The 20028-nt window shown below is 64.2% G+C and carries 19 protein-coding genes; 15 read left to right on the top strand and 4 right to left on the bottom strand.

Translation table 11 applies throughout. The annotated features are described in order from the left end of the window. Positions 1–172: 172 nt before the first annotated feature. Entirely contained in the window at positions 173–907 is a 735-nt protein-coding gene (locus tag ACFPFW_RS06510) for a HugZ family pyridoxamine 5'-phosphate oxidase (RefSeq protein ID WP_379769919.1), read from the bottom strand. Between the two features lie 165 nt (positions 908–1072). On the opposite strand from ACFPFW_RS06510, the gene ACFPFW_RS06505 reads away from it, so the two are divergent. The 7 genes from ACFPFW_RS06505 (at position 1073) to sthA (ending at position 8678) form a co-directional block, all read left to right on the top strand. Continuing rightward, a complete protein-coding gene (locus tag ACFPFW_RS06505) occupies positions 1073–1780 on the top strand; it encodes a response regulator transcription factor (protein ID WP_114958121.1) in 708 nt (235 codons plus the stop codon). 44 nt (positions 1781–1824) lie between these two features. After that, positions 1825–3606: a stimulus-sensing domain-containing protein gene (locus tag ACFPFW_RS06500; protein ID WP_114958120.1), complete on the top strand. Its 1782-nt coding sequence runs from the start codon at positions 1825–1827 to the stop codon at positions 3604–3606. Beyond that, entirely contained in the window at positions 3603–4100 is a 498-nt protein-coding gene (locus ACFPFW_RS06495; protein ID WP_162799754.1) for an HPr kinase/phosphorylase, read from the top strand. Before ACFPFW_RS06500 ends, ACFPFW_RS06495 begins: the two co-directional genes overlap by 4 nt. A 46-nt stretch (positions 4101–4146) precedes the next feature. After that, a complete protein-coding gene (locus ACFPFW_RS06490; protein ID WP_114958118.1) occupies positions 4147–4548 on the top strand; it encodes a PTS sugar transporter subunit IIA in 402 nt (133 codons plus the stop codon). Further along, positions 4545–4859 (top strand): HPr family phosphocarrier protein, encoded by a 315-nt coding sequence (locus ACFPFW_RS06485; protein WP_114958117.1) that lies wholly within the window; start codon positions 4545–4547, stop codon positions 4857–4859. The genes ACFPFW_RS06490 and ACFPFW_RS06485 overlap by 4 nt, the downstream gene beginning before the upstream one ends. 178 nt (positions 4860–5037) lie before the next feature. After that, positions 5038–6792, top strand: a complete 1755-nt coding sequence (gene ybaL, locus ACFPFW_RS06480) for a YbaL family putative K(+) efflux transporter (RefSeq protein WP_114958116.1) — start codon at positions 5038–5040, stop codon at positions 6790–6792. Positions 6793–7214: 422 nt separating this feature from the next. Continuing rightward, positions 7215–8678 carry a Si-specific NAD(P)(+) transhydrogenase gene (gene sthA, locus ACFPFW_RS06475; protein WP_114958115.1) on the top strand — a complete coding sequence of 488 codons (1464 nt, stop codon included), beginning with the start codon at positions 7215–7217 and terminating at the stop codon, positions 8676–8678. 137 nt (positions 8679–8815) lie between these two features. Here the strand turns inward: sthA and ACFPFW_RS06470 are convergent, their stop codons facing one another. Further along, complete coding sequence (locus ACFPFW_RS06470; RefSeq protein ID WP_114958114.1) at positions 8816–9991, bottom strand: MFS transporter; 1176 nt, start codon at positions 9989–9991, stop codon at positions 8816–8818. Between the two features lie 132 nt (positions 9992–10123). Between ACFPFW_RS06470 and ACFPFW_RS06465 the strand changes: the two genes are divergently transcribed. From ACFPFW_RS06465 to ACFPFW_RS06455, 3 genes are all read left to right on the top strand, one after another. Further along, the gene (locus ACFPFW_RS06465; RefSeq protein ID WP_114958113.1) at positions 10124–10417 is read left to right on the top strand and encodes an ArsR/SmtB family transcription factor; all 294 of its coding nucleotides are present in this window, start codon (positions 10124–10126) and stop codon (positions 10415–10417) included. Between the two features lie 289 nt (positions 10418–10706). Beyond that, entirely contained in the window at positions 10707–11498 is a 792-nt protein-coding gene (locus ACFPFW_RS06460) for a bestrophin-like domain (protein ID WP_114958112.1), read from the top strand. Positions 11499–11529: 31 nt separating this feature from the next. Next, on the top strand, positions 11530–12171 hold the full coding sequence (locus tag ACFPFW_RS06455; protein WP_114958111.1) for an MliC family protein: 642 nt from the start codon (positions 11530–11532) through the stop codon (positions 12169–12171). A 183-nt stretch (positions 12172–12354) separates the two neighbouring features. Here the strand turns inward: ACFPFW_RS06455 and ACFPFW_RS06450 are convergent, their stop codons facing one another. Beyond that, on the bottom strand, positions 12355–12615 hold the full coding sequence (locus ACFPFW_RS06450; protein WP_162799753.1) for a hypothetical protein: 261 nt from the start codon (positions 12613–12615) through the stop codon (positions 12355–12357). Positions 12616–13567: 952 nt separating this feature from the next. Between ACFPFW_RS06450 and ACFPFW_RS06445 the strand changes: the two genes are divergently transcribed. From ACFPFW_RS06445 to ACFPFW_RS06435, 3 genes are all read left to right on the top strand, one after another. After that, the gene (locus ACFPFW_RS06445) at positions 13568–14338 is read left to right on the top strand and encodes a hypothetical protein (protein ID WP_114958421.1); all 771 of its coding nucleotides are present in this window, start codon (positions 13568–13570) and stop codon (positions 14336–14338) included. A 49-nt stretch (positions 14339–14387) separates the two neighbouring features. Next, positions 14388–14810: a hypothetical protein gene (locus ACFPFW_RS06440; protein ID WP_114958420.1), complete on the top strand. Its 423-nt coding sequence runs from the start codon at positions 14388–14390 to the stop codon at positions 14808–14810. A gap of 171 nt (positions 14811–14981) precedes the next feature. Then, complete coding sequence (locus tag ACFPFW_RS06435; RefSeq protein ID WP_114958419.1) at positions 14982–15359, top strand: DUF805 domain-containing protein; 378 nt, start codon at positions 14982–14984, stop codon at positions 15357–15359. An 8-nt stretch (positions 15360–15367) separates the two neighbouring features. Here ACFPFW_RS06435 and ACFPFW_RS06430 read toward each other — a convergent pair whose 3' ends face one another. Continuing rightward, positions 15368–15802: a pyridoxamine 5'-phosphate oxidase family protein gene (locus ACFPFW_RS06430; protein WP_114958418.1), complete on the bottom strand. Its 435-nt coding sequence runs from the start codon at positions 15800–15802 to the stop codon at positions 15368–15370. A 170-nt stretch (positions 15803–15972) separates the two neighbouring features. On the opposite strand from ACFPFW_RS06430, the gene ahcY reads away from it, so the two are divergent. Next, positions 15973–17397 carry an adenosylhomocysteinase gene (gene ahcY, locus ACFPFW_RS06425; RefSeq protein ID WP_114958417.1) on the top strand — a complete coding sequence of 475 codons (1425 nt, stop codon included), beginning with the start codon at positions 15973–15975 and terminating at the stop codon, positions 17395–17397. 215 nt (positions 17398–17612) lie between these two features. Further along, a complete protein-coding gene (locus tag ACFPFW_RS06420) occupies positions 17613–20027 on the top strand; it encodes a PAS domain-containing sensor histidine kinase (RefSeq protein WP_379769906.1) in 2415 nt (804 codons plus the stop codon). The last annotated feature ends 1 nt before the right edge of the window (position 20028 follow it).

Below are 20028 nucleotides of genomic sequence, written 5' to 3'. Positions count from 1 at the left end.
TCAAAGCAGAAAATCGTTCATTTTGCAGATCAAAATATTGACATGAAACGGACATGAAACGTCTTCGCGCGAATTCATGCCCGTTTCGCCTCTTAACGGTTGGTTGACCAGCGAGAACTGGTCTCAATCGTTACAGTGCTGGTTCGACTGCTGGAATGTGGTCGACCACATGTCAGGCTGGGCTTTTTTGTCGCGCCTCCGCTGCGAGGTCGACGAGCATCCTCCGCAGCGTTCCCGGGGTCGTCACGCGCTCGGGGAAGCGGAGGTAGAGGGTTTGGCGGCCGAGGCTCAGTTCGGCGCCCTCGGGATCGAAGCCGTCCATCCGCCACGCGCCGGCAGGAGCGCCGAGAAGGTTCGTCGCATAGAGCGCGATCGCGTCCGCATGATCCTCGTTCATATGCGCGGTCGCGCCTGCTTCCGAGGCCACGAGGTCGTCGGCGTCGACCACATCGGTCACGACCGCCTCGCGAGCGAGCGTCTGGATGCGTCCGAACCCGGCGACGAGGTGGGCCCCCTCGATCTCGATCCTGAAGAAGCTGAAATCGGCGAATTCGGCATAACCCTTCGCAGAGGGATAGCGGGCCAGGAAACGGGCCTTGCAGCGCGGCTCGTCGGTCCTCTCGATCCGGCCCCAGAGACTGACGCGAGCACCGGCGAGCGGATCGCCCGCCCAGGCGTCCTCGACCATCAGCGAGACGCGCGGATCGGCGTCGACGTTCATCGTGTGCTTGGCCAGGTTGGACAAAAGCAGTAGCGGCGAGCCGTCGGCGTCGGTTGCAACCGCAACGAGCGAGGCATAGGGTGCATGCGAGTCGCGGTCATTTGTCGCCAGCGCACCTTTGCGTGCTTTTCGAAGCAGTTCTCGCGCCACAGATGCGGCATCGAAGTCGCCGGAGGAGTTCAGCAAAACCTTCCCTTTCCGAAGAATAGTGTTCCACAACCCTTGATTTTCTCGGACGAGAGGTGACTTCTGACACCAACCGCTCCATGATCCTTCAAGGGAGTCGGCCTTATTTCGGCCATCTGCGCCGCGTTCAAGGCCGCAACTCGAACCGAGGCAGAAGAATCTTCGATGCCCACGATCGCGCTGGTCGATGACGACCGCAACATTCTTACCTCCGTCTCGATCGCTCTTGAGACCGAGGGCTATCGCATCTCGACCTATACCGACGGCGCCGCCGCGCTGGAAGGGTTGAAGGCCAATCCGCCTGATCTTGCGATCTTCGATATCAAGATGCCGCGCATGGACGGCATGGAACTCTTGCGCCGTCTGCGCCAGAAGTCCGAGCTGCCGGTCATCTTCCTGACGTCGAAGGACGAGGAGATCGACGAGCTGTTCGGCCTGAAGATGGGCGCCGACGACTTCATCAAGAAGCCGTTCTCGCAACGCCTCCTGGTCGAGCGCGTGAAGGCCGTGCTTCGCCGCGCCGCTTCGCGGGACGGCACCGGCCAGCCGAAGGTCGGCGAGAGCGCCGGCAAGGCGCTGGAGCGCGGCAACCTCGTGATGGATTCCGAGCGCCACACCTGCACCTGGAAGGGCGAGGCGGTGACGCTCACCGTCACCGAGTTCCTGATCCTGCAGGCGCTCGCCACGCGTCCGGGCGTCGTGAAGAGCCGCAACGCGCTGATGGACGCGGCCTACGACGATCAGGTCTATGTCGACGACCGCACGATCGACAGCCACATCAAGCGGCTTCGCAAGAAGTTCAAGGTCGCCGACGACGATTTCGACATGATCGAGACGCTTTACGGTGTCGGCTACCGCTTCAAGGAAGTGTGAGCCGGGTTTGACGTTGCGCGCCCGCGGGCGCAATTTCGCACGCCATGACCGCTGAGACCGATCGCTCCGACGTCTATCTGGACGGCGACGCGGACAGCTCCGCCGAGGAGCATGGCCGCGGCTTCCGGTTGTCTCGCCTGTTCGGCCCGTTCGGATCGAGCCTGACCCGGCGCATCGTCGTCCTCAACCTCGCCGGCCTCGTCGCGCTCCTCTGCGGCATCCTCTATCTGAACCAGTTCCGCGCCGGCCTCATCGAGGCACGCACGCAGAGCATGCTGATCCAGGGCGAGATCATCGCCGGCGCGATCGCGGCCTCCGGCACGGCGGACAATTCCTCGGTCTGGGTCGATCCCGACAAGCTGATGAACATCTCGCCCGGGGAGATGTTCTCCCAGCGCGGCGACACGATCGACAATCTCGAATTTCCGATCAATCCGGAGCGCGTCGCGCCGCTTCTCCGCCGCCTCGTCAGCCCCACGCGCACCCGCGCACGCATCTACGATTCCTACGGCGCTCTCCTGCTCGACTCCCAAAGCCTCTACAACCGCGGCGACATCCTCCGCTTCGACCTGCCGCCGCCGCCGACCCCGCAGGAGATGACGCTGCTCGGCCGGCTGTTCGATACGGTGCGCGGCTGGATCTTCTGGAGCGACGTGCCGCCCTACAAGGAGCTGGCCGGCGTACAGGACTATCCGGAGATCGTCCGGGCGCTGGCGGGCGCTCCCGCCTCCGAGGTCCGCCGCAATCAGAAGGGCGAGATGATCGTCTCGGTCGCGGTGCCGATCCAGCGCTTCCAGTCGGTCGCGGGGGTTCTGCTGCTGTCCACGCTCGGCGGCGACATCGACAAGATCGTCCAGAACGAGCGCATGGCCATCGTCCGCGTCTTCCTCGTGGCGGCCGTGGTGATGATCGTGCTGTCGATCCTGCTCGCGGGTACGATCGCGGGACCGGTGCGCCGCCTCGCCAATGCCGCCGAGCGGGTGCGGAACCGCATCAACAGCCGCACCGAATTGCCGGACTTCTCCGACCGTAGCGACGAGATCGGCCATCTCTCGAAGGCATTCCGCGAGATGACCGACGCGCTCTACAATCGCATGGAGGCGATCGAAGCCTTCGCCGCAGATGTTGCGCACGAGCTCAAGAACCCGCTGACCTCGCTCCGCTCCGCCGTCGAGACATTGCCGCTGGCGAAGACGGAGGCGACGCGGAAACGCCTGCTCGAAGTCATCGAGCACGATATCCGCCGCCTCGACCGGCTGATCTCCGACATCTCCGATGCCTCGCGCCTCGATGCCGAACTTCAGCTTCAGGAACGCGACCCGATCGATGTCGGCCGTCTGCTGACCGCCGTCGTCGGCCTGCAGAACGAGATCCGCTCTGAATCCGGCGTCCCGCTCCGCCTGATCATCGCGGATAACGCCAAGGGCAAGGACAGGCTGCTCGTCTTCGGTCACGATTCCCGTCTCGGCCAGGTCATCACCAACCTCGTCGACAATGCCCGCTCGTTCTCGGAGCAGGGTTCGGAAGTCCGCGTCATCTGCCGTCGCCTGAAGAACGAGATCGAGATCGCGGTCGAGGACGAAGGCCCAGGCATCCGGCCGGATGCGGTGGAGCGTGTGTTCGAACGCTTCTACACCGACCGCCCGAGCGAGGGCTTCGGCCAGAATTCCGGTCTCGGTCTCTCGATCTCCAAGCAGATCGTCGAGGCGCACAAGGGACGCATCTGGGCCGAGAACCGGGTCTCGCGCAGCGAGAAGGACGAGGACGGCCAACCGAAGATCATCGGCGCTCGCTTCGTCGTGCGCCTGCCCGCCGCAGTCCGGTGAGCTCCATCCACGCCTCCTGCGTCGTGCTCGACGGCAAGGGCGTGCTGATCCGGGGCGCATCAGGAGCCGGCAAATCGCAGCTCGCGCATATGATCATTCTCCGCGCGCCGCTCTACGGACGCGAGGCGATCCTCGTCGCCGACGACCGGGTTTTGCTGGAGCGGTACGGCGGGGAAGTGCGTGCTTCCGCTCCGGACAACCTCAAGGGTCTCTTGGAGATACGCGGACTGGGCATAGCTCATATGCCGAATCTGCAGGACGTGTGTCTTGGAGTAGTCATCGACCTGGTTCCGCCCAGCGAGTTGCCGCGCCTTCCAGAACCCATTCTCCTGACTACGGAAATCGCTGGCGTCACAATGCCGCGAGCTTTTGCGGCGACACCTGAACGCGGCTTAGACATATTATTAACTATGTTTGGACAGGCTGGTGCCGTCATCGATTGTCACGAGCCTCTTGCGCCCTTGCATCAAGATGGAAAGAGTAAGCAACCTTGAAGCCGGGTCCGGCACGCCGACATATAGACGGCGGCCCGAGGAATTAATGATCGGCATAGTATTAGTGACCCATGGGCGTCTCGCCTGCGAGTTTCGCTCGGCGCTTGAACACGTCGTGGGTCCTCAGCAGCAAATCGAAACAATCATGATTGGCCCTGAAGACGATATGGAAAGTCGTCGGCAGGACATCATGGACGCCTGTTGCCGGGTGGATACCGGCGACGGCGTGGTGGTCTGCACCGACATGTTCGGCGGTACGCCCTCGAACCTTGCGATCTCCTGTATGAACGGCAAGAAGATCGAGGTTGTCGCCGGCATCAATCTGCCGATGCTGATCAAGCTCGCTTCCGTCCGCCACGAACTCGGCCTGGTCGAGGCCGTGACCCAGGCGCAGGATGCGGGCAGGAAATACATTTCCGTCGCCAGCAGCGTTCTGGCAGGCAAATGATCGATCCGCTTGGCTGGCCTGCCGGCACCGCGGAGGACGGCATCATCAGCCGCGAATTTCCCATCATCAACAAACGCGGCCTTCACGCCCGGGCCTCGGCCAAGTTCGTCCAGTGCGTCGAGCTGTTCGAAGCCGAGATCAAGGTGACGCGCGGTGGCGAGACGGTCGGCGGCACGTCGATCATGGGCCTGATGATGCTGGCGGCCGGCCCCGGTTCCACCATCACAGTGACGGCCAAGGGCCTGGAAGCCCGCGAATGCCTCGACGCGCTCGAAGGTCTGCTCGCCGAGAAATTCGGCGAGGAGGAGTAACGGCCTCATCCTGAGCCGGACGCGCAGCGTCCGTGTCGAAGGATTGTCACGAGCGCTGAACTTGCTGCCATCCTTCGACGCGAGCCTTCGGCTCGGCTCGGGATGAGGGCTCTTACGACTTTCACCGGTGGACCCTACCTTTTAGGGTAGGGCAAACTTCCTCATCCCGCCGGAGCCCATGCCGCATCACACGCCGCTCATCGCCACCATTGTCGCCGGTCTCGGTATCGCTTTCATACTCGGCACGCTCGCCCAGCGGCTGAAACTGCCGCCCCTTGCGGGATATCTTCTGGCGGGCGTGCTGATCGGACCCTTCACGCCCGGCTATGTGGCGGACCAGGAGCTGGCCCTGGAACTCGCCGAGATCGGCGTCATCCTGCTAATGTTCGGCGTTGGGCTGCACTTCTCCCTCGGCGATCTACTCTCCGTCCGCGCCATCGCCATTCCGGGCGCGATCGGCCAGATCGCCATTGCGACGCTCATGGGCATGGGTCTGGCCTGGGCGCTGGGCTGGGGTCTCGGAGCCGGCCTCGTCCTTGGTCTCGCGCTGTCGGTCGCGTCGACCGTGGTTCTTCTGAAGGCTTTGCAGGATCGCCGCCTCGTCCAGACAGAACGCGGCCGCATCGCGGTTGGCTGGCTGATTGTCGAGGATCTCGCAATGGTCCTCGCGCTCGTCGTTCTGCCGGCGCTCTCCGGCGTCCTCGGCGGCAAGGCTCCGGCAGATGAAGGCGCCGGTCTCGTCGCGATGCTCGGTCTCGGCCCGCTCAATCTGTGGCAGATGCTCGGCGTCACCGCCCTGAAGCTTTTCGTTTTCGTTTCCCTGATGATCGTCGTCGGTCGGCGGCTGATCCCGTGGATCCTGCACTACATCGCCCATACCGGCTCTCGCGAACTCTTCCGTCTCGCGGTCCTCGCCATCGCGCTCGGCATCGCCTTCGGCGCGGCCTCCCTGTTCGGCGTCTCCTTCGCGCTCGGCGCGTTCTTCGCGGGCATGATCCTCGCCGAAAGCCGGCTATCGCATCAGGCGGCACAGGAGACGCTGCCGCTCCGCGACGCCTTCGCCGTCCTATTCTTCGTGTCGGCCGGCATGCTGTTCGACCCGAACATCCTCGTCAGCCACCCGATCGCGGTGCTGGTCACGGTGCTGATCATCATCGCCGGCAAATCGGTCGCGGCCTATTTCATCGTGCGTGCCTTCGGTCACGATCGCCCGACCGCACTGACGATCGCCGCGAGCCTCGCGCAGATCGGCGAATTCTCGTTCATCCTCGGCGGGCTCGGCGTCGGGCTCGAATTGCTGCCGGAGGAGGGGCGCGACCTCATCCTCGCCGGCGCGATCATCTCGATCCTGCTCAATCCGGTCTTCTTCGCCGTGCTCGACAAGATCGCGCCGCCGGAACAGAAGGCGAAACCGAAGCAGCCCGCCGAGCCTGAGGCGGTGCCCGCCGAAGCGGCCCTCTCCGACGTCCAGAACGGCGACATCCCGGACACGACGCTCACCGGTCACGCCGTCGTCATCGGTTATGGCCGCGTCGGCCGACTGGTCGTCGACGCGTTCATCGAGGCCGGCATCCCCCTGATCGTCAGCGACGAGCGGACAGAAGCGGTGGACGAGCTTCGCAATCGCGGCATACCCGCGCTCACCGGCAATGCCAACGAGCCGGGAATGCTGGGGGCGACCAATCTCAAGGCGGCACGCTGGTTCGTCAGCGCCATCCCGAACCCGTTCGAATCCGGCAGCCTGATCGAGACCGCGCGCGAGGCGAACCCCGCGCTCGACGTCGTCGCCCGCGCCCATTCGGACGAGGAGGTCGACCATCTCCTCAAGGCAGGCGCGACGCGGGTCATCATGGGCGAGCGCGAGATCGCGGCGGCGATCATCCAGCACGTCATCGGCCGCCCGGCCGACGAGAGGATGGACGCGACGCCCTGACTCTCTCCCACCCCAACCCGGCTGTTGCCGAGTTGGGACTAAGCATGACCAAGTCGGAAACATCCGACTTGGTGGGAGAGAGCGGACTCGGTCGGAACGACCGAGCCGAGTGAGGCGGGCGCCGAAGGCGTTCCTGCCTCTCCCGTTCACGGGAGAGGTCGACTCGCGAAGCGAGCGGGTGAGGGCAGCCGCAGCGCTCGTCATCTCCGGCTTGACCGGAAGATCCACGCCAAACGGCAGGCCTCCTATGGGTCCTTCGGTCAAGCCGGAGGACGACGGCAACAAGCATCGTGCTGGCCCTCACCCCGGTTGCCTGATGGCAACTCGACCCTCTCCCGCTTCGCAGGAGAGGGGACCCTGACACATCCCCGTCATTTGCCTGTTGGCATAGCTCCTGCAAAGCTCGGGCGGGGGATATGCCGATGGAAGCCTACGATCTCGTCGTCATTGGTAGCGGGCCCGCTGGTCGCCGCGCCGCCGTCCAGGGCGCGAAGCTCGGCAAATCGGTTCTGGTGGTCGAGAACAGGCGCCGCGTCGGCGGCGTCTCTGTCCATACCGGCACGATCCCCTCCAAGACGCTCCGCGAGACCGTGCTCAACCTCACCGGCTGGCGCGAGCGCGGCTTCTACGGCCGCTCCTACCGGGTGAAGCAGAACATCGACGGCTCGGACCTCGGCGACCGCCTGACCATGACCCTGGAGCACGAGGTCGAGATCCTCGAGCACCAGTTCCAGCGGAACGGCGTCCGCTGCCTCGCCGGGCTCGCGCGCTTCATCGATCCCCACCGCATGATCGTCTCGTGCCCGGACGGCCGCGAACAGCCGGTTACGGCCGAGCGTATCGTCATCGCCACCGGCACGGTGCCGTTCCATCCCTCGAACGTTCCATTCGACGGCGAACACATCGTCGATTCCGACGCGGTCATCGAAACGCCACGCGTGCCGCGCTCGATCACGGTCGTCGGCGCCGGCGTCATCGGCATCGAATACGCGACGATCTTCTCCGCGCTCGACGTTCCGGTGACTTTGATCGAGCCGCGCGACAGCTTTCTCGATTTCATCGACCGCGAGATCATCGACGACTTCGTCCACCAGCTCCGCGACCGCGGCGTCACCATCCGCCTCGGCACGCCGGTCACCCGGGTCATGCTCGACGACCAGAACTGGGTCGTCACCGAGCTCGCCGACGGCCGCCGCATCCGCACCGAAATGCTGCTCTACGCCGCCGGCCGTATGGGCGCGACGGCCGATCTCGGCCTCGACAAGGCCGGCATCTCGACCGACAAGCGCGGCCGCATCGCGGTCGATCCAAAGACCTTCCAGACCGAGGTGCCGCACATCTATGCTGCCGGCGACGTGATCGGCTTTCCCTCGCTCGCCTCGACCTCGATGGAGCAGGGCCGCATCGCCGCCTGCCACGCCTTCAACCTGCCGCTGCCGCCCGCGCCACAATATTTCCCCTACGGCATCTACGCGGTGCCGGAGATCTCGACGATCGGGATGAGCGAGCAGGAGGCGCGCGACAAGGGCTTCGCCTACGAATGCGGCATCGCCCGCTTCCGCGAGACCTCGCGCGGCCACATCATGGGTCTCAATGCCGGGTTGATGAAGATGATCTTCGCGATCGACAGCCGGAAGCTGCTCGGCGTCCACATCATCGGCGAGGGCGCGACCGAGCTGATCCATATCGGTCAGGCGGTGCTGAACCTCGGCGGTACGCTCGAATATTTCATCGAGAACACCTTCAACTATCCGACGCTCGCCGAGGCCTACAAGATCGCCGCCCTCGACGCCTGGAACCGCATGCCCCGCGCGGCGGCTATCACGGTGCCGATCCCCTCCGCGCTGGAAGGCGAGGGACCGCTCGCGGCGGCGCCTGCGGAGTGAGCTTTGCCTCTCCCGTTTACGGGAGAGGTCGACTCGCAAGGCGAGCGGGTGAGGGCATGATTGCAGCAACGAGCATCGTGCTTGCCCTCACCCCGATCGTCTGACGACGACTCGACCCTCTCCCGCTTCGGAACGCTTCACCCCAATCTCGGCGCCAGCTTCCCGCGCGGCCCGTCCAGCCGCACGCTCCAGAACACCACGATCAGCCCCACAACGGTGATCGCCGCCGCAGTCAGCGGCACCGCCTGCAAGCCCGGACCATGGTCGATGGTGAAGCCGCCGGCCCAGGCGCCGAGCGCATTGCCGAGGTTGAACGCCGCGATGTTGAGGCTCGATGCCAGGTTCTGGCCGGCGCTTCCGGCCTTCTCCAGCACCCGCATCTGCAGCGGCGCCACCGTCGCGAAGCCGGCGATGCCGATCAGCCCGACCGCGACCACCGCCGCGATCTCGCTCTCCACCGCCACCGCTGAGGCGGCGAGCACCAAAGCGAGCCCACCCACGGTGAGGAACAGCGACCGCACCAGCCCCTTGTCGGCGAGCTTGCCGCCGAGGAGGTTGCCGATCGCGAGACCGCCGCCGAAGACGAGCAGGATGGGCGAGACCGCAGCCTCCGAGAAGCCGGTGATGCGGGTAAGGATCGGCTGCACATAGGTGAAGAAGGCGAACACGCCGGCAAAGCCGAGCACGGTCATCAGGAGGCCCAGCAGCACTTGCGGGTCCTTCAGCACCGCCACCTCGTCGCCGAGCGCCACCGGCTCGGCCTTCTCCTTCACCGACGGCACGAATACCGCGAGGATGATCATCGCCAGCACGCCGATCGCGGCCACCGCGTAGAACGGCGCGCGCCAGCCCCAGTTCAAGCCCATCCAGGCGCCGAACGGCACGCCCAGCAGCGTCGCGGCGGTCAGGCCGGTGAACATCACCGAGATCGCGCTTGCCTTGCGGTCGGCCGCGACGAGCCCGGTCGCCACCACCGAGCCGACGCCGAAGAAGGTGCCGTGAGCGAGCGAGGTCACGACCCGCGCCGCCATCAGACTCCAATAGTCGGGCGCCAGCGCACAGGCGAGATTGCCGACGGTGAAGATCGCCATCAACGCGATCAGCACGGTCTTCCTCGGCAGCTTGCGGGTCGAAAGCGTCAGGATCGGCGCGCCGACGAACACGCCGAGCGCATAACCGGACAGAAGCAGCCCCGCCGTCGAGACGGAGACGCCGAGATCGGCCGAGACCTGCAGCAACAGGCCCATGATGATGAATTCGGTGGTGCCGATGCCGAAGGCCCCGGCGGTCAGCGCATAGACGGCGATGGGCATGCTTATGCCTTTCGGAAGCTTGAAAGATTTGGCTCGGGCGGCATCTAAGCCGGGTCCGGCCAGGTTCAAGTTCCATAGTTCGATATTTTACGAACTATCGCAATCCTGCATGCGGAATGCTAGATATGCGTCATGCGCGCTTACAAGCATCCCTCGATCGACGACGTCACCATGGAAGAGATCTTCCACGCCCTGAGCGATCCGGTGCGTCTCGGCATCGTCCGCCAGCTCCATCGCGAGGGAGACCAGACCTGTTCGGCCCTCGATGGCGGCCGCCCGAAATCCACCGTCTCCCACCATTTCCGCGTCCTGCGCGACGCCGGCCTGGTCCACACCCGCGTCGAGGGTGTGACGCATATGAACGCGCTCCGGCGCAAGGAACTGGACGAAAGGTTTCCGGGGCTGATGACGGCGGTGCTTGGCTAGGGCATGACCGCGTGCTTTCTCTCTCCCCAACGAGGGAGAGAGCGGACTCGGCGACCGGCCGAGCCGAGTGGGGGACGCCGAAGGCGTTCCGAAACACGGTATAGCCTGGCTCCCCTCAACCCGCTCGCTGCGTGCCGCAGCGAGTCGACCTTCTCCCGCCAAGTCGGGTGTTCTCGACCTGGCCATCATACGAACTCGGCAACAGCCGAGTTCGTGGGGGAGAGGCATCGCTCGCACTCACCCGCATTGGTTGCTAGTCTCGCCGCGCATCACACGCGGGGAGGGCGGCGTGATCGACTGGCTGCACACCTTGCCGATCCTGCCCGGCGCCGCGCTGGTCGCGGCATGCTTCGTCATCCCGACGCTCGTCGGCACGGTGCTGCTCCAGCCGACGGTTGCGCGCATGGTGCACCAGGAGCGCAATCCGAACGATTCGCTCGGTCTGCTCCTCTCCACCTTCTCGCTCTATTACGGCGTCCTGCTCGCGCTGCTGTCGATCGCCGTCTACGGCAATTACCTCGATGCGGAGGACGTCGCCGGCCGCGAGGCCGCCGGCCTGTTCACGCTCTACCGGCTCGTCGACGGCTATCCAGAGCCGCTGCGCGTCGAGGTTACGAACCTCCTTCGCGATTACGCCAGGGAGGAGAGCGGCCCCGGCTGGGCGTCGCAGAACCGGGGCGAAACCTCTCCCGCAAGCAGCGCAATCGTCGACCGCATCGGCCACGCACTGCTCCGCTTCAGCCCCGACCGCGACAAGGGGCAGGACGTGTTGCACGCCCAGGTGCTGACGCGGTTCGGCGATTTCGTCGATGCCCGCCGCACCCGAATCCAGGCGGCGCGCACCTCCATCCCGACCATCATGTGGTACGTCGTGCTCATCGGCGCCGGCCTCAACATCCTGGTGCTCTGGCTGTTCGACCTGAAGCGCCTCACCCATTTCATCATCGGCGGGGTGCTGTCCCTCTTCATCGGCCTCGTCATCTACATGGTCGCCGTGCTCGACCAGCCGTTCCGAGGCGCCCACAGCCTGCAGCCGGAAGATCTGGCCTACACGCTGGAACGGATGGCGCCGAGACAATAACCGCCGCCGAGAGCGGCACCGGGAGGAAACCATGTCCACCACACGCATCCTGGCCAGTCTGACCCTCCTCGCCGCCATCGCGGCCGTCCCGCTGCCCGCCGTCGCGGCCCAGCCCAGCTTCAATTGCGACAAGCCGGCCAATGCCGCCGAGGAGATGATCTGCAAGGACGACCAGCTCGCCGCGCTCGATCGGGAGACCGAACGGCTGTTCCGGCTGGCGCGAGACGGGGCGAGCCTCACGCCCGACAAGCGCAAGGAACTGGTCGCCATCGAGCGCGGCTTCATCAAGGGGCGCGACGATTGCTCGAAGGCGGACGACAAGCGCGCCTGCGTGATCACGGCCTACGTCACCCGGATCAGCGAGCTCAGGCAGGATTATCCCGATGTACTCTCCGGCGACGCCATGGGCGCCAGCGTCGGCCCGTTCGCCATGCGCTGCCCCGGCATCGACGCCGACATCGCGGCGAGCTTCATCAACATCGATCCGATGTATGCCTATCTCTCGTGGCCGGGCAATTCGCTGGTCTTCACCCAAGCCCAGTCCGGCTCGGGCGCGCGCTACACCGCGACCACGGCCGCAGGCACCGCTGAGTTCTGGCAGAAGGGCCCCGAGGCCACTTTGACCATGCCCGGCAAGCCGCAGATGACCTGCAGCATCAAGGCGACGATTTGAGGGAGCCACGCTCCGACATGGCAGTCCCCGGACTTGATCCGGGGATCCACCCTGCCATCCACGTCCTTTTCCTCTCGACCACGCTGTGACTCGTGGATGCCAAGGCCAAGCCTTGGCATGACGAAGTGAAGGAAAAAATCGACCTGACCAGCCGCGAGTGCCGAGGGAAATTCCGACGGCGGACTAATCAAGTCCGCCCACGTTCGGCGGCCAATCGCGCTGAACGGGCGCGCTGGCGCGCTCCAGCGCTTCGATCCCTTCCGGCGTGATCTGGATCGAGCGGAGCTTGTGCTGCGCCCATCCGTTCTCGATCAGGCTGGGAACGACCGGGAAATCGTCCTCGAAAAGCAGGGGGGTGGTGTCCAGCCACCGCATGGAAACCCAGCGCCCGTTGGCCCTCTGGAGGATGGTGAGTATTCGGCCCTGCTCTGGTGTCGGGTTCATGTCGGTTCCCCTTGAGTGCCATCCCGCAGGGCGGGAGGTCGCCGAAGGTCTCGGTTCACAGGGTCATTCCCCGGACGGCGGGGAAACCGTGCTTGAGTAAAAACTTAGGCTCGGGGGGATGCCCGTTGAACCATCCGAAGGTTTGTCCGATCTAACCAAAACAATCGTCTGGGTTGCGCCGCGGCACTCGACTCTTGACAATATTCCTATCATCTGCTTATCCTCCGCTCATCCTCACCCTGCGAGGGGCGCTTGCCAGGTACCGGCCGGCCGGCGTGGGATGAGGAGCGGCGCCTGCGGGCGGGGTCCGGAACCCCGCTCCCGGGAGGCCGGAGGATGTAGGACGGCCGCGAGGCGTCCGACGAGCGGGCCCGTCGGGCACCATGACCCGTCCGTGCCTTGCACTGGGGACGAGCCGTGGTCTTCGAAGGCTCTCAAACCTTCGACGGCCATCGGCTGTGGAAGCGCCCGCCTCCTCCGGACAGAAACGCCGTGCGTGGGGATGCGGATCGCGTCAACACACAAACCATTCAGAGGATGCGACCGCATCCCCCGCCCCTCCGAGGGGCGACCTTTCCGACATCGTTGTTTTGGGCAGGCGAGGATGAAGCGCGCCGGTGCCTCTCCTCCCCACCGTCGTCGTCCTCCGACTCGATCGGAGGACCCATAGGGCGCCCGCCGAGTGGCATGGATCGTGCGGCCAAGCCGGAGGATGACGAAAAAGCCAAGGCGGAGCGTGTCGGAGGCGCGCGCAGCCTCTCCCATTCATGGGAGAGGTCGAGTCGGCGAAGCCGAACCGGGTGAGGGCTGTGAGGCACCTCCAGATCGCCCGGTGCTTCGTCACCGCTCCCGTGCCCCTCACCCGTCCTGCATGATTTAGGCATATAATCCTTGACAGGTTTCCCGATCCCGTAATAGGAAAATAAACCGATGACATGGAGATGAGGGGCAGATGGGGCAGTTATCCGAGGTTCACGAAAAGCTCCTGCTGCTCCGCCTTGGGATACGCGCCCTTCTCGCAGACACGCGCCGGAATCCACCGCCTCCGAGCCTGGCCGAGCTTCACGACGCAGGAAGCCGCCAACTCAAGGCCGCGACCCGCGACCTCTGGAACGCGCTCGACGCACTGCACGGCAAGGCGAACTTCGACCCCAACCAGCCGCGCGTGCCGAGAGGCAATGCCGACGGCGGGCAATGGACGGATACGGGCGGTAGGGCAGGTGGAACTGGAGGACCCCTGCAGACAGGTCGGGCGAGCTCGGAAACTCCGCCGAATTCGGGAGATCAGCCGCCGCTACGGGTGACGATTGAGAAGGAGCCGTCTCGTCCTTGGCTAGATCGCTTTTTTGAGGGGGAGGACGAGCTAAGTATCGAAGACGAGAACTTTCTCCTTGCCGCGGTCGGCCATCACTTTTTCCCCGTGGGCAAGTTCAAAAAATTGCCTTTGAGCAAAGCCGCCAAGAAGATTTTTCGATTGGCTACGACGGGAGCGTTCCCGGGGCATGGTTGGAGCCAAGCGCACAAGGAATATAGCGATGCCGTGGAGGAGCTGTTTAAGGACTTTATTCGTCGGAGAGGCATAGTCATGGAACTGATGACGACCGAAGAGGCTGAAGATTTCATCCGGGAGATTCAGCGATCCGAAAATCCAAAGATCCGCGATTTCAATCGTCGAGCCATCATGCGTCGGTTTATGCATATGTTCAGAACGAGGGTTCGCTGATATTATGCGCTTACTTGGCGTAAGCCGTCCTTGATTCCGAGGTGGATAATTGGAATCTGGCGATGAGTGCTTCGGGCGTGAAGATTGCCTTGAATCAACGCGCCTCCATGAATGGCAGCTGCTCTTTGATTCTATCCAGTTATATTTTTCTAATCGGGGCTATGACGAGGATCAAGATTATTGGATCCTTGAGGATGACTATGGATTTCCTTCCCAGCAGATAGTTGTTTCGAATCTGTTCCTCCTGCAGCCGACAATCATGCAAGGGCTAAGGAAACTGCTCGATCTATTTCCCGAATGGCAGATTTTTGTTGGTGTGGACGTTAGTCAGCACGGTGAGCTTTCGGCTCCCGAAATGGGTCTGATCCTTCGACGCCACGAGGTCATAGATGGATTGCAACGTGCTTGGCTGCCTTTGGAGTTCCGCGAGCTAATGTACGAGGACAGCAGACCAGGAACCGTAATGGACTGAAACCTACCCGGTCTGTAATCGCGTATATCGTCCGTGCGTGAACGCATCCCGCCCAATTCACTCCTGCGCAAACCTTCGCCGTGGACAGCGCGACCAACCCTCTGGCTTACGCAAGGTTTCCCGGGCTCCATATCGTCGGCGCCAAGCGCGGAAAGAAACGAGGAGAGGGCAATGGGCTTTGGGGATGCAATCCGCGCCGTGCTATCGAAATACGCCACGTTTTCCGGCCGCGCGCTGCGCTCGGAATATTGGTGGTGGACCTTGTTCTTGATCCTGCTGCAGATCGCGACCTCGGTCGTCGATGCCGTCATTTTCGGCGTCGACGAGGGATCGGTTCAGCTCCTCACGCTGCTCGTCTCGCTCGCGCTGTTTCTGCCCGGCCTCGCCGTCACCGTGCGCCGCCTGCACGATACCGGCTATTCGGGCTGGTGGGTCCTCATCGTCTTCATCCCGCTGATCGGCTGGATCGTGCTGCTCTACTGGATGATCAAGAAAGGCGACGAGGGCACCAACCAATATGGCGGCCCGGCTTCCGCGCGGGTGCCGTGATCACGGCGTCAGACCGCGATCTCACCCTCGTCCATGCCGTCCCAGTAATGGACGCGAGCGGCATGGACCTTGATCATCACGACGCCGGGCGTATCGACCCCCTGCTCGAACCAGCGGTCGAGATCGCTCGTCCAGTGCTCGGCAAAGCGGCCCTTGTCGCGGACGAGCTCCGCCTGACCCTCGATATGCGCCATGAAAGGCCGCTGGCCGAGAATGCCGGACGAACCCTGATAGGACAGGGCGACCTTCGGATCGCGCTCGATCTCGGAGATCATGCGCGCCTTCTCCCAGGTGAAGAAGAAGCTGTCGCCGCCATAGTCGACCTCGCGGTTGTTGCTCATCGGCCGCCCAGCGATCTGCCCGCCATCGCCATGGGTGGCGAGGATGCAGAAATCGATATCGCGCATTTTCTCCGACAGATCGGACATGCTCATCTCAGCCATCGCGGCTCCTCCGGTTTGAACAGGTGAGGAGAACGCAGGTCGCGGGCGGAGGTTGCGGCGGCTTTTGCGGGAAAGGCTCCAGTTTAGAGCACATAAAGACATCTTTATATGCGGTTGCTCCGGGCTTCCGAGCGTGCTAGACAGCCGCCAAATCCACGGAGAGAGCCCGTATGACCGTCAACACCGCCCTCGCGGCCGCCCAGAACGATTACGCCGTCGCCGACATCAAGCTTGCCGATTGGGGGCGCAAGGAACTCACCATCGCCGAAACCGAAATGCCGGGCCTGATGGCCACTCGCGCGGAATACGGTCCGGCGCAGGTGCTGAAGGGCGCGCGCATCGCGGGTTCGCTGCACATGACCATCCAGACCGGCGTCCTGATCGAGACGCTGAAGGCGCTCGGCGCCGATGTCCGCTGGGCCTCGTGCAACATCTATTCGACGCAGGATCATGCCGCCGCGGCGATCGCCGCGACCGGGACCCCTGTCTTCGCCATAAAGGGCGAAAGCCTTGTCGACTATTGGGAATACACCCACAGGATCTTCGAATGGCACGACGGCGGCGTGCCGAACATGATCCTCGACGACGGCGGCGACGCCACGCTCCTCATCCATCTCGGCAAGCGCGCGGAAACCGGCGATGTCGCCTTCCTCGAAGGCGCGACCAATGAGGAAGAGGAAGTCCTGTTCGCCGCCATCAAGGGCCGGCTGAAGTCGAATCCGGGCTTCTACACGAAATGCGCCGAGGCGATCAAAGGCGTCACCGAGGAGACCACGACGGGCGTGCATCGCCTCTACGAGATGCAGAAGCGCGGCGAGCTCCTGTGGCCGGCGATCAACGTCAACGACTCGGTCACCAAGTCGAAGTTCGACAATCTCTACGGCTGCAAGGAATCGCTGGTCGACGGCATCCGTCGCGGCACCGACGTCATGATGGCCGGCAAGGTCGCGATGGTCGCGGGCTTCGGCGATGTCGGCAAGGGTTCGGCCGCCTCGCTCCGCAATGCCGGCTGCCGCGTCCTGGTCTCCGAGATCGATCCGATCTGCGCGCTGCAGGCCGCGATGGAAGGCTATGAGGTCGTGACGATGGAAGACGCCGCACCGCGCGCCGACATCTTCGTCACCGCGACCGGCAATCTCGACGTCATTACCGTCGACCACATGCGGGCGATGAAGGACCGAGCGATCGTCTGCAATATCGGTCACTTCGATTCCGAAATTCAGGTCGCCGGCCTGAAGAACTTCAAGTGGCACAATGTGAAGCCGCAGGTCGACGAGATCGAGTTCGGCGATGGCAAGCGCATCATCCTGCTGTCGGAAGGCCGCCTGGTGAACCTCGGCAACGCGACCGGCCATCCGAGCTTCGTGATGTCGGCCTCGTTCACCAACCAGACGCTGGCCCAGATCGAGATCTACTCGAACCCGGGCAAGTATCCGATCGGCGTCTACGTGCTGCCGAAGCACCTCGACGAGAAGGTCGCGGCACTGCATCTCGACAAGGTCGGCGCCAGGCTGACCAAGCTGTCGGACAAGCAGTCGGCCTACATCAACGTGCCGCAGCAGGGCCCGTTCAAGCCCGAGCACTACCGCTACTGAGCGGAAAGACTCCGCGTCGCGCGAAGAAAACAAGCTATCCACAGGAACGGGCCCGGAAATACCGGGCCCGTTCTTTTTGTTGACTCCGTGACTCCCACACCATTGGGCGCGAGTCACGATGCGGGTAGATTGAGCTGATTCGGGGCGTCACGGCGGGATGCGCTTCCGGTCGATGAGGGGATTTTATGGCAGACCGGTCTCGGGGAGATCGCGCGGTGACGGGCTTGATGCTCGCGCCTGCGCTTCTGTCCTCGACAGCCGCATGGGCTGGGCCGGTCTCGGCGTCGCCGACGTTCGGCTCATATGCCGTCTCGCTCGGTCTTCTGCTCGTCACCCTGTCCTGCGGTTTCCTGCTGGCCCGCGTCCGCAGCCGCGCGGGAGTGGCGGAAGCGACGCTCCGGGGAATGGTCGCCGAGCTCCGCTCGAAGCTCGACCGCGCCGAAGTTCTGGTCTCCTCCAGCAATCAGCTCCTCGTCACGTTTGGCGGGCCTGGCGAGGAGCCCGAAATATCCGGCTTGCTGCCGACCGACGCGCCCGTTCCCGCCGGGCGCCGCGTGTTGGGGTTCGGAAGCTGGATGCCAGCCGGTCAGGCGACGGAACTCGAGGAGCACGTCGCGAGGTTGCGCATTCGGGGCGAGGCTTTCGAGATGACGGTCGAGACCCGGCAGGGCGAGCATGTCGCGATCGACGGTCGCGCCGTTGGCGGTCAGGCGGTGCTTCGCATTCGCTGTCTCGAAGGGCATGCCCTGCAGCTTGCCGAACTTTCCGCCCGCCATGCGGAAATGCAGCGCGAATTCGGCCGCTTCAAATCGCTGCTGGAACGAGCGCCGCAGCCGGTCTGGCTGCGCGACACTCATGGCAAGATTTCCTGGGCGAACGCCGCCTATGGCAAGGCTTTCGATCGCCCGTCCGGCGAAGAGGCCGTGACTGCGGGGGTCGACCTTCTCGACAATCCCACCAAGCGAGATGCCTTCGACGCGCTCGCCTCGGGCAAGCTGTTCCACGCCAATGTTCCGCTGGTCAGCGGCGGCCAGAAGAAGCTTTTTGACGTCGTCGAAGTGCCGCAGACAGCCGGCAGCGCGGGCATCGCCACCGACATGAGCGAACTCGCCGGGCTGCGCGGCGATCTCGTCCGCCGTGTCGAAAGCCACCGCAAGACGCTCGATGAGCTTGCGACCGGAGTCGCGATCTTCCAGGCGGACGGAACGCTTGTTTTCCATAACCAGGCATTCGGCAAGCTCTGGCGGCTCGACCACGCCTTCCTCGACGCGCAGCCGACGGATTCCACGATCCTCGACCGGCTGCGCGCCGAAGAGGCGCTTCCGGTGCCCGCCGACTTCCGAGCCTGGAAGGCGCAGCTTCAGGAAGCCTACCGCGCGACCACGCCGCGCGAGCATTGGTGGCATCTGCCGGACGGCCGCACGATGCGCGTGGTGCAGACGCCCAATCCCGAGGGCGGTGTCACCTATCTCTTCGACGACGTCTCCGAACGCATCGATCTCGAAAGCCGCTTCAATGCCCTGACCAGCGTCCAGCGCGAGACGCTCGACAATCTTCGCGACGCGGTGGCGGTGTTCGGTTCGGATGGGCGGTTGACGCTCCATAACCCCGCCTTCGTCCAGATGTGGAAGCTGCCGCCATCGGAGCTCAACACCAAGCCGCATGCGGATCGGGTGTTCTCGCTGTGCCGCGTTCTGCACGAGCCGCAGGAGCCCTGGGACCTCCTCAAGACGGCGATCACCGCCATTCCCGAGAGCCGCGTTCCGGTTTCGGGCCGCATCGAGCGTGTGGACCAGTCGACGATCGACATGGCGACCGTGCCGCTGCCGGACGGCGCAACGCTCGTCACCTTCTCGGACGTGACCGCCAGCGTTTCGGTCGAGCGCGCGCTGACTGACCGCAACGAGGCGCTGGAAACCGCGTCGCGGCTGAAGTCGGACTTCGTCAAGCACGTCTCCTATGAGCTTCGCGCGCCGCTGACGAACATCATCGGCTTCAGCCAGCTGCTTGCCGATCCGTCGACCGGACCACTGACCGACCGCCAGCGCGAATACACCGGGCATGTGCTCGACAGCTCGACCGCGCTCTATGCGATCATCAACGACATCCTTGATCTCGCGACGATCGATGCCGGCAATATGGAACTCGATCTTGGGATCGTGAACATCCCGGCGGCCATCAATGCGGCAGTCGAGGGCGTGCGCGATCGTGTGACCGAGAGCGGCATCGCACTCAATCTCGAAGTTCCGCCGCAGATCGGTTCTTTCGTCGCCGACGAGAAGCGCATCCGGCAGGTGCTGTTCAATCTGCTGTCGAACGCGATCGGCTTCAGCCCGGAGGGTTCGCCCGTGACGCTCGTCGCCAGGCGCGAGGCGGATGCGATCGTGTTCCAGGTTGTCGACCGCGGCAGCGGCATGTCTCCCGAAATGGTCGAAAAGGTATTCGACCGGTTCGAGAGTCATACCGAAGGCGCGAACCATCGTGGCGTCGGGCTTGGCCTCTCGATCGTGCGTTCCTTCGTGGAACTGCATGGCGGTACGGTTTCGATCGACAGCGCGCTCGGTCGCGGCACGACCGTGACCTGCGTGTTCCCATTGGGTGGCGGTGCGGCGCGCGTCGCTGCGGAATGAG

The sequence above is a fragment of the Flaviflagellibacter deserti genome, assembly GCF_042652085.1.
GTDB classification, from domain to species: Bacteria; Pseudomonadota; Alphaproteobacteria; order Rhizobiales; family Methylopilaceae; genus Flaviflagellibacter; species Flaviflagellibacter deserti.
This window is presented reverse-complemented; position numbering and strand designations above follow the sequence as displayed.

Bases quoted from the DNA above. Each gene is read 5' to 3' on its own strand.
- ACFPFW_RS06445 (WP_114958421.1), top strand. From the start codon at position 13,568: ATGGGGCAGTTATCCGAGGTTCACGAAAAGCTCCTGCTGCTCCGCCTT.
- ACFPFW_RS06435 (WP_114958419.1), top strand. From the start codon at position 14,982: ATGGGCTTTGGGGATGCAATCCGCGCCGTGCTATCGAAATACGCCACG.
- ACFPFW_RS06505 (WP_114958121.1), top strand. From the start codon at position 1,073: ATGCCCACGATCGCGCTGGTCGATGACGACCGCAACATTCTTACCTCC.
- sthA (WP_114958115.1), top strand. From the start codon at position 7,215: ATGGAAGCCTACGATCTCGTCGTCATTGGTAGCGGGCCCGCTGGTCGC.
- ACFPFW_RS06455 (WP_114958111.1), top strand. From the start codon at position 11,530: ATGTCCACCACACGCATCCTGGCCAGTCTGACCCTCCTCGCCGCCATC.
- ACFPFW_RS06430 (WP_114958418.1), bottom strand. From the start codon at position 15,802: ATGGCTGAGATGAGCATGTCCGATCTGTCGGAGAAAATGCGCGATATC.
- ACFPFW_RS06490 (WP_114958118.1), top strand. From the start codon at position 4,147: ATGATCGGCATAGTATTAGTGACCCATGGGCGTCTCGCCTGCGAGTTT.
- ACFPFW_RS06470 (WP_114958114.1), bottom strand. From the start codon at position 9,991: ATGCCCATCGCCGTCTATGCGCTGACCGCCGGGGCCTTCGGCATCGGC.
- ACFPFW_RS06500 (WP_114958120.1), top strand. From the start codon at position 1,825: ATGACCGCTGAGACCGATCGCTCCGACGTCTATCTGGACGGCGACGCG.
- ybaL (WP_114958116.1), top strand. From the start codon at position 5,038: ATGCCGCATCACACGCCGCTCATCGCCACCATTGTCGCCGGTCTCGGT.
- ACFPFW_RS06485 (WP_114958117.1), top strand. From the start codon at position 4,545: ATGATCGATCCGCTTGGCTGGCCTGCCGGCACCGCGGAGGACGGCATC.
- ahcY (WP_114958417.1), top strand. From the start codon at position 15,973: ATGACCGTCAACACCGCCCTCGCGGCCGCCCAGAACGATTACGCCGTC.
- ACFPFW_RS06450 (WP_162799753.1), bottom strand. From the start codon at position 12,615: ATGAACCCGACACCAGAGCAGGGCCGAATACTCACCATCCTCCAGAGG.
- ACFPFW_RS06465 (WP_114958113.1), top strand. From the start codon at position 10,124: ATGCGCGCTTACAAGCATCCCTCGATCGACGACGTCACCATGGAAGAG.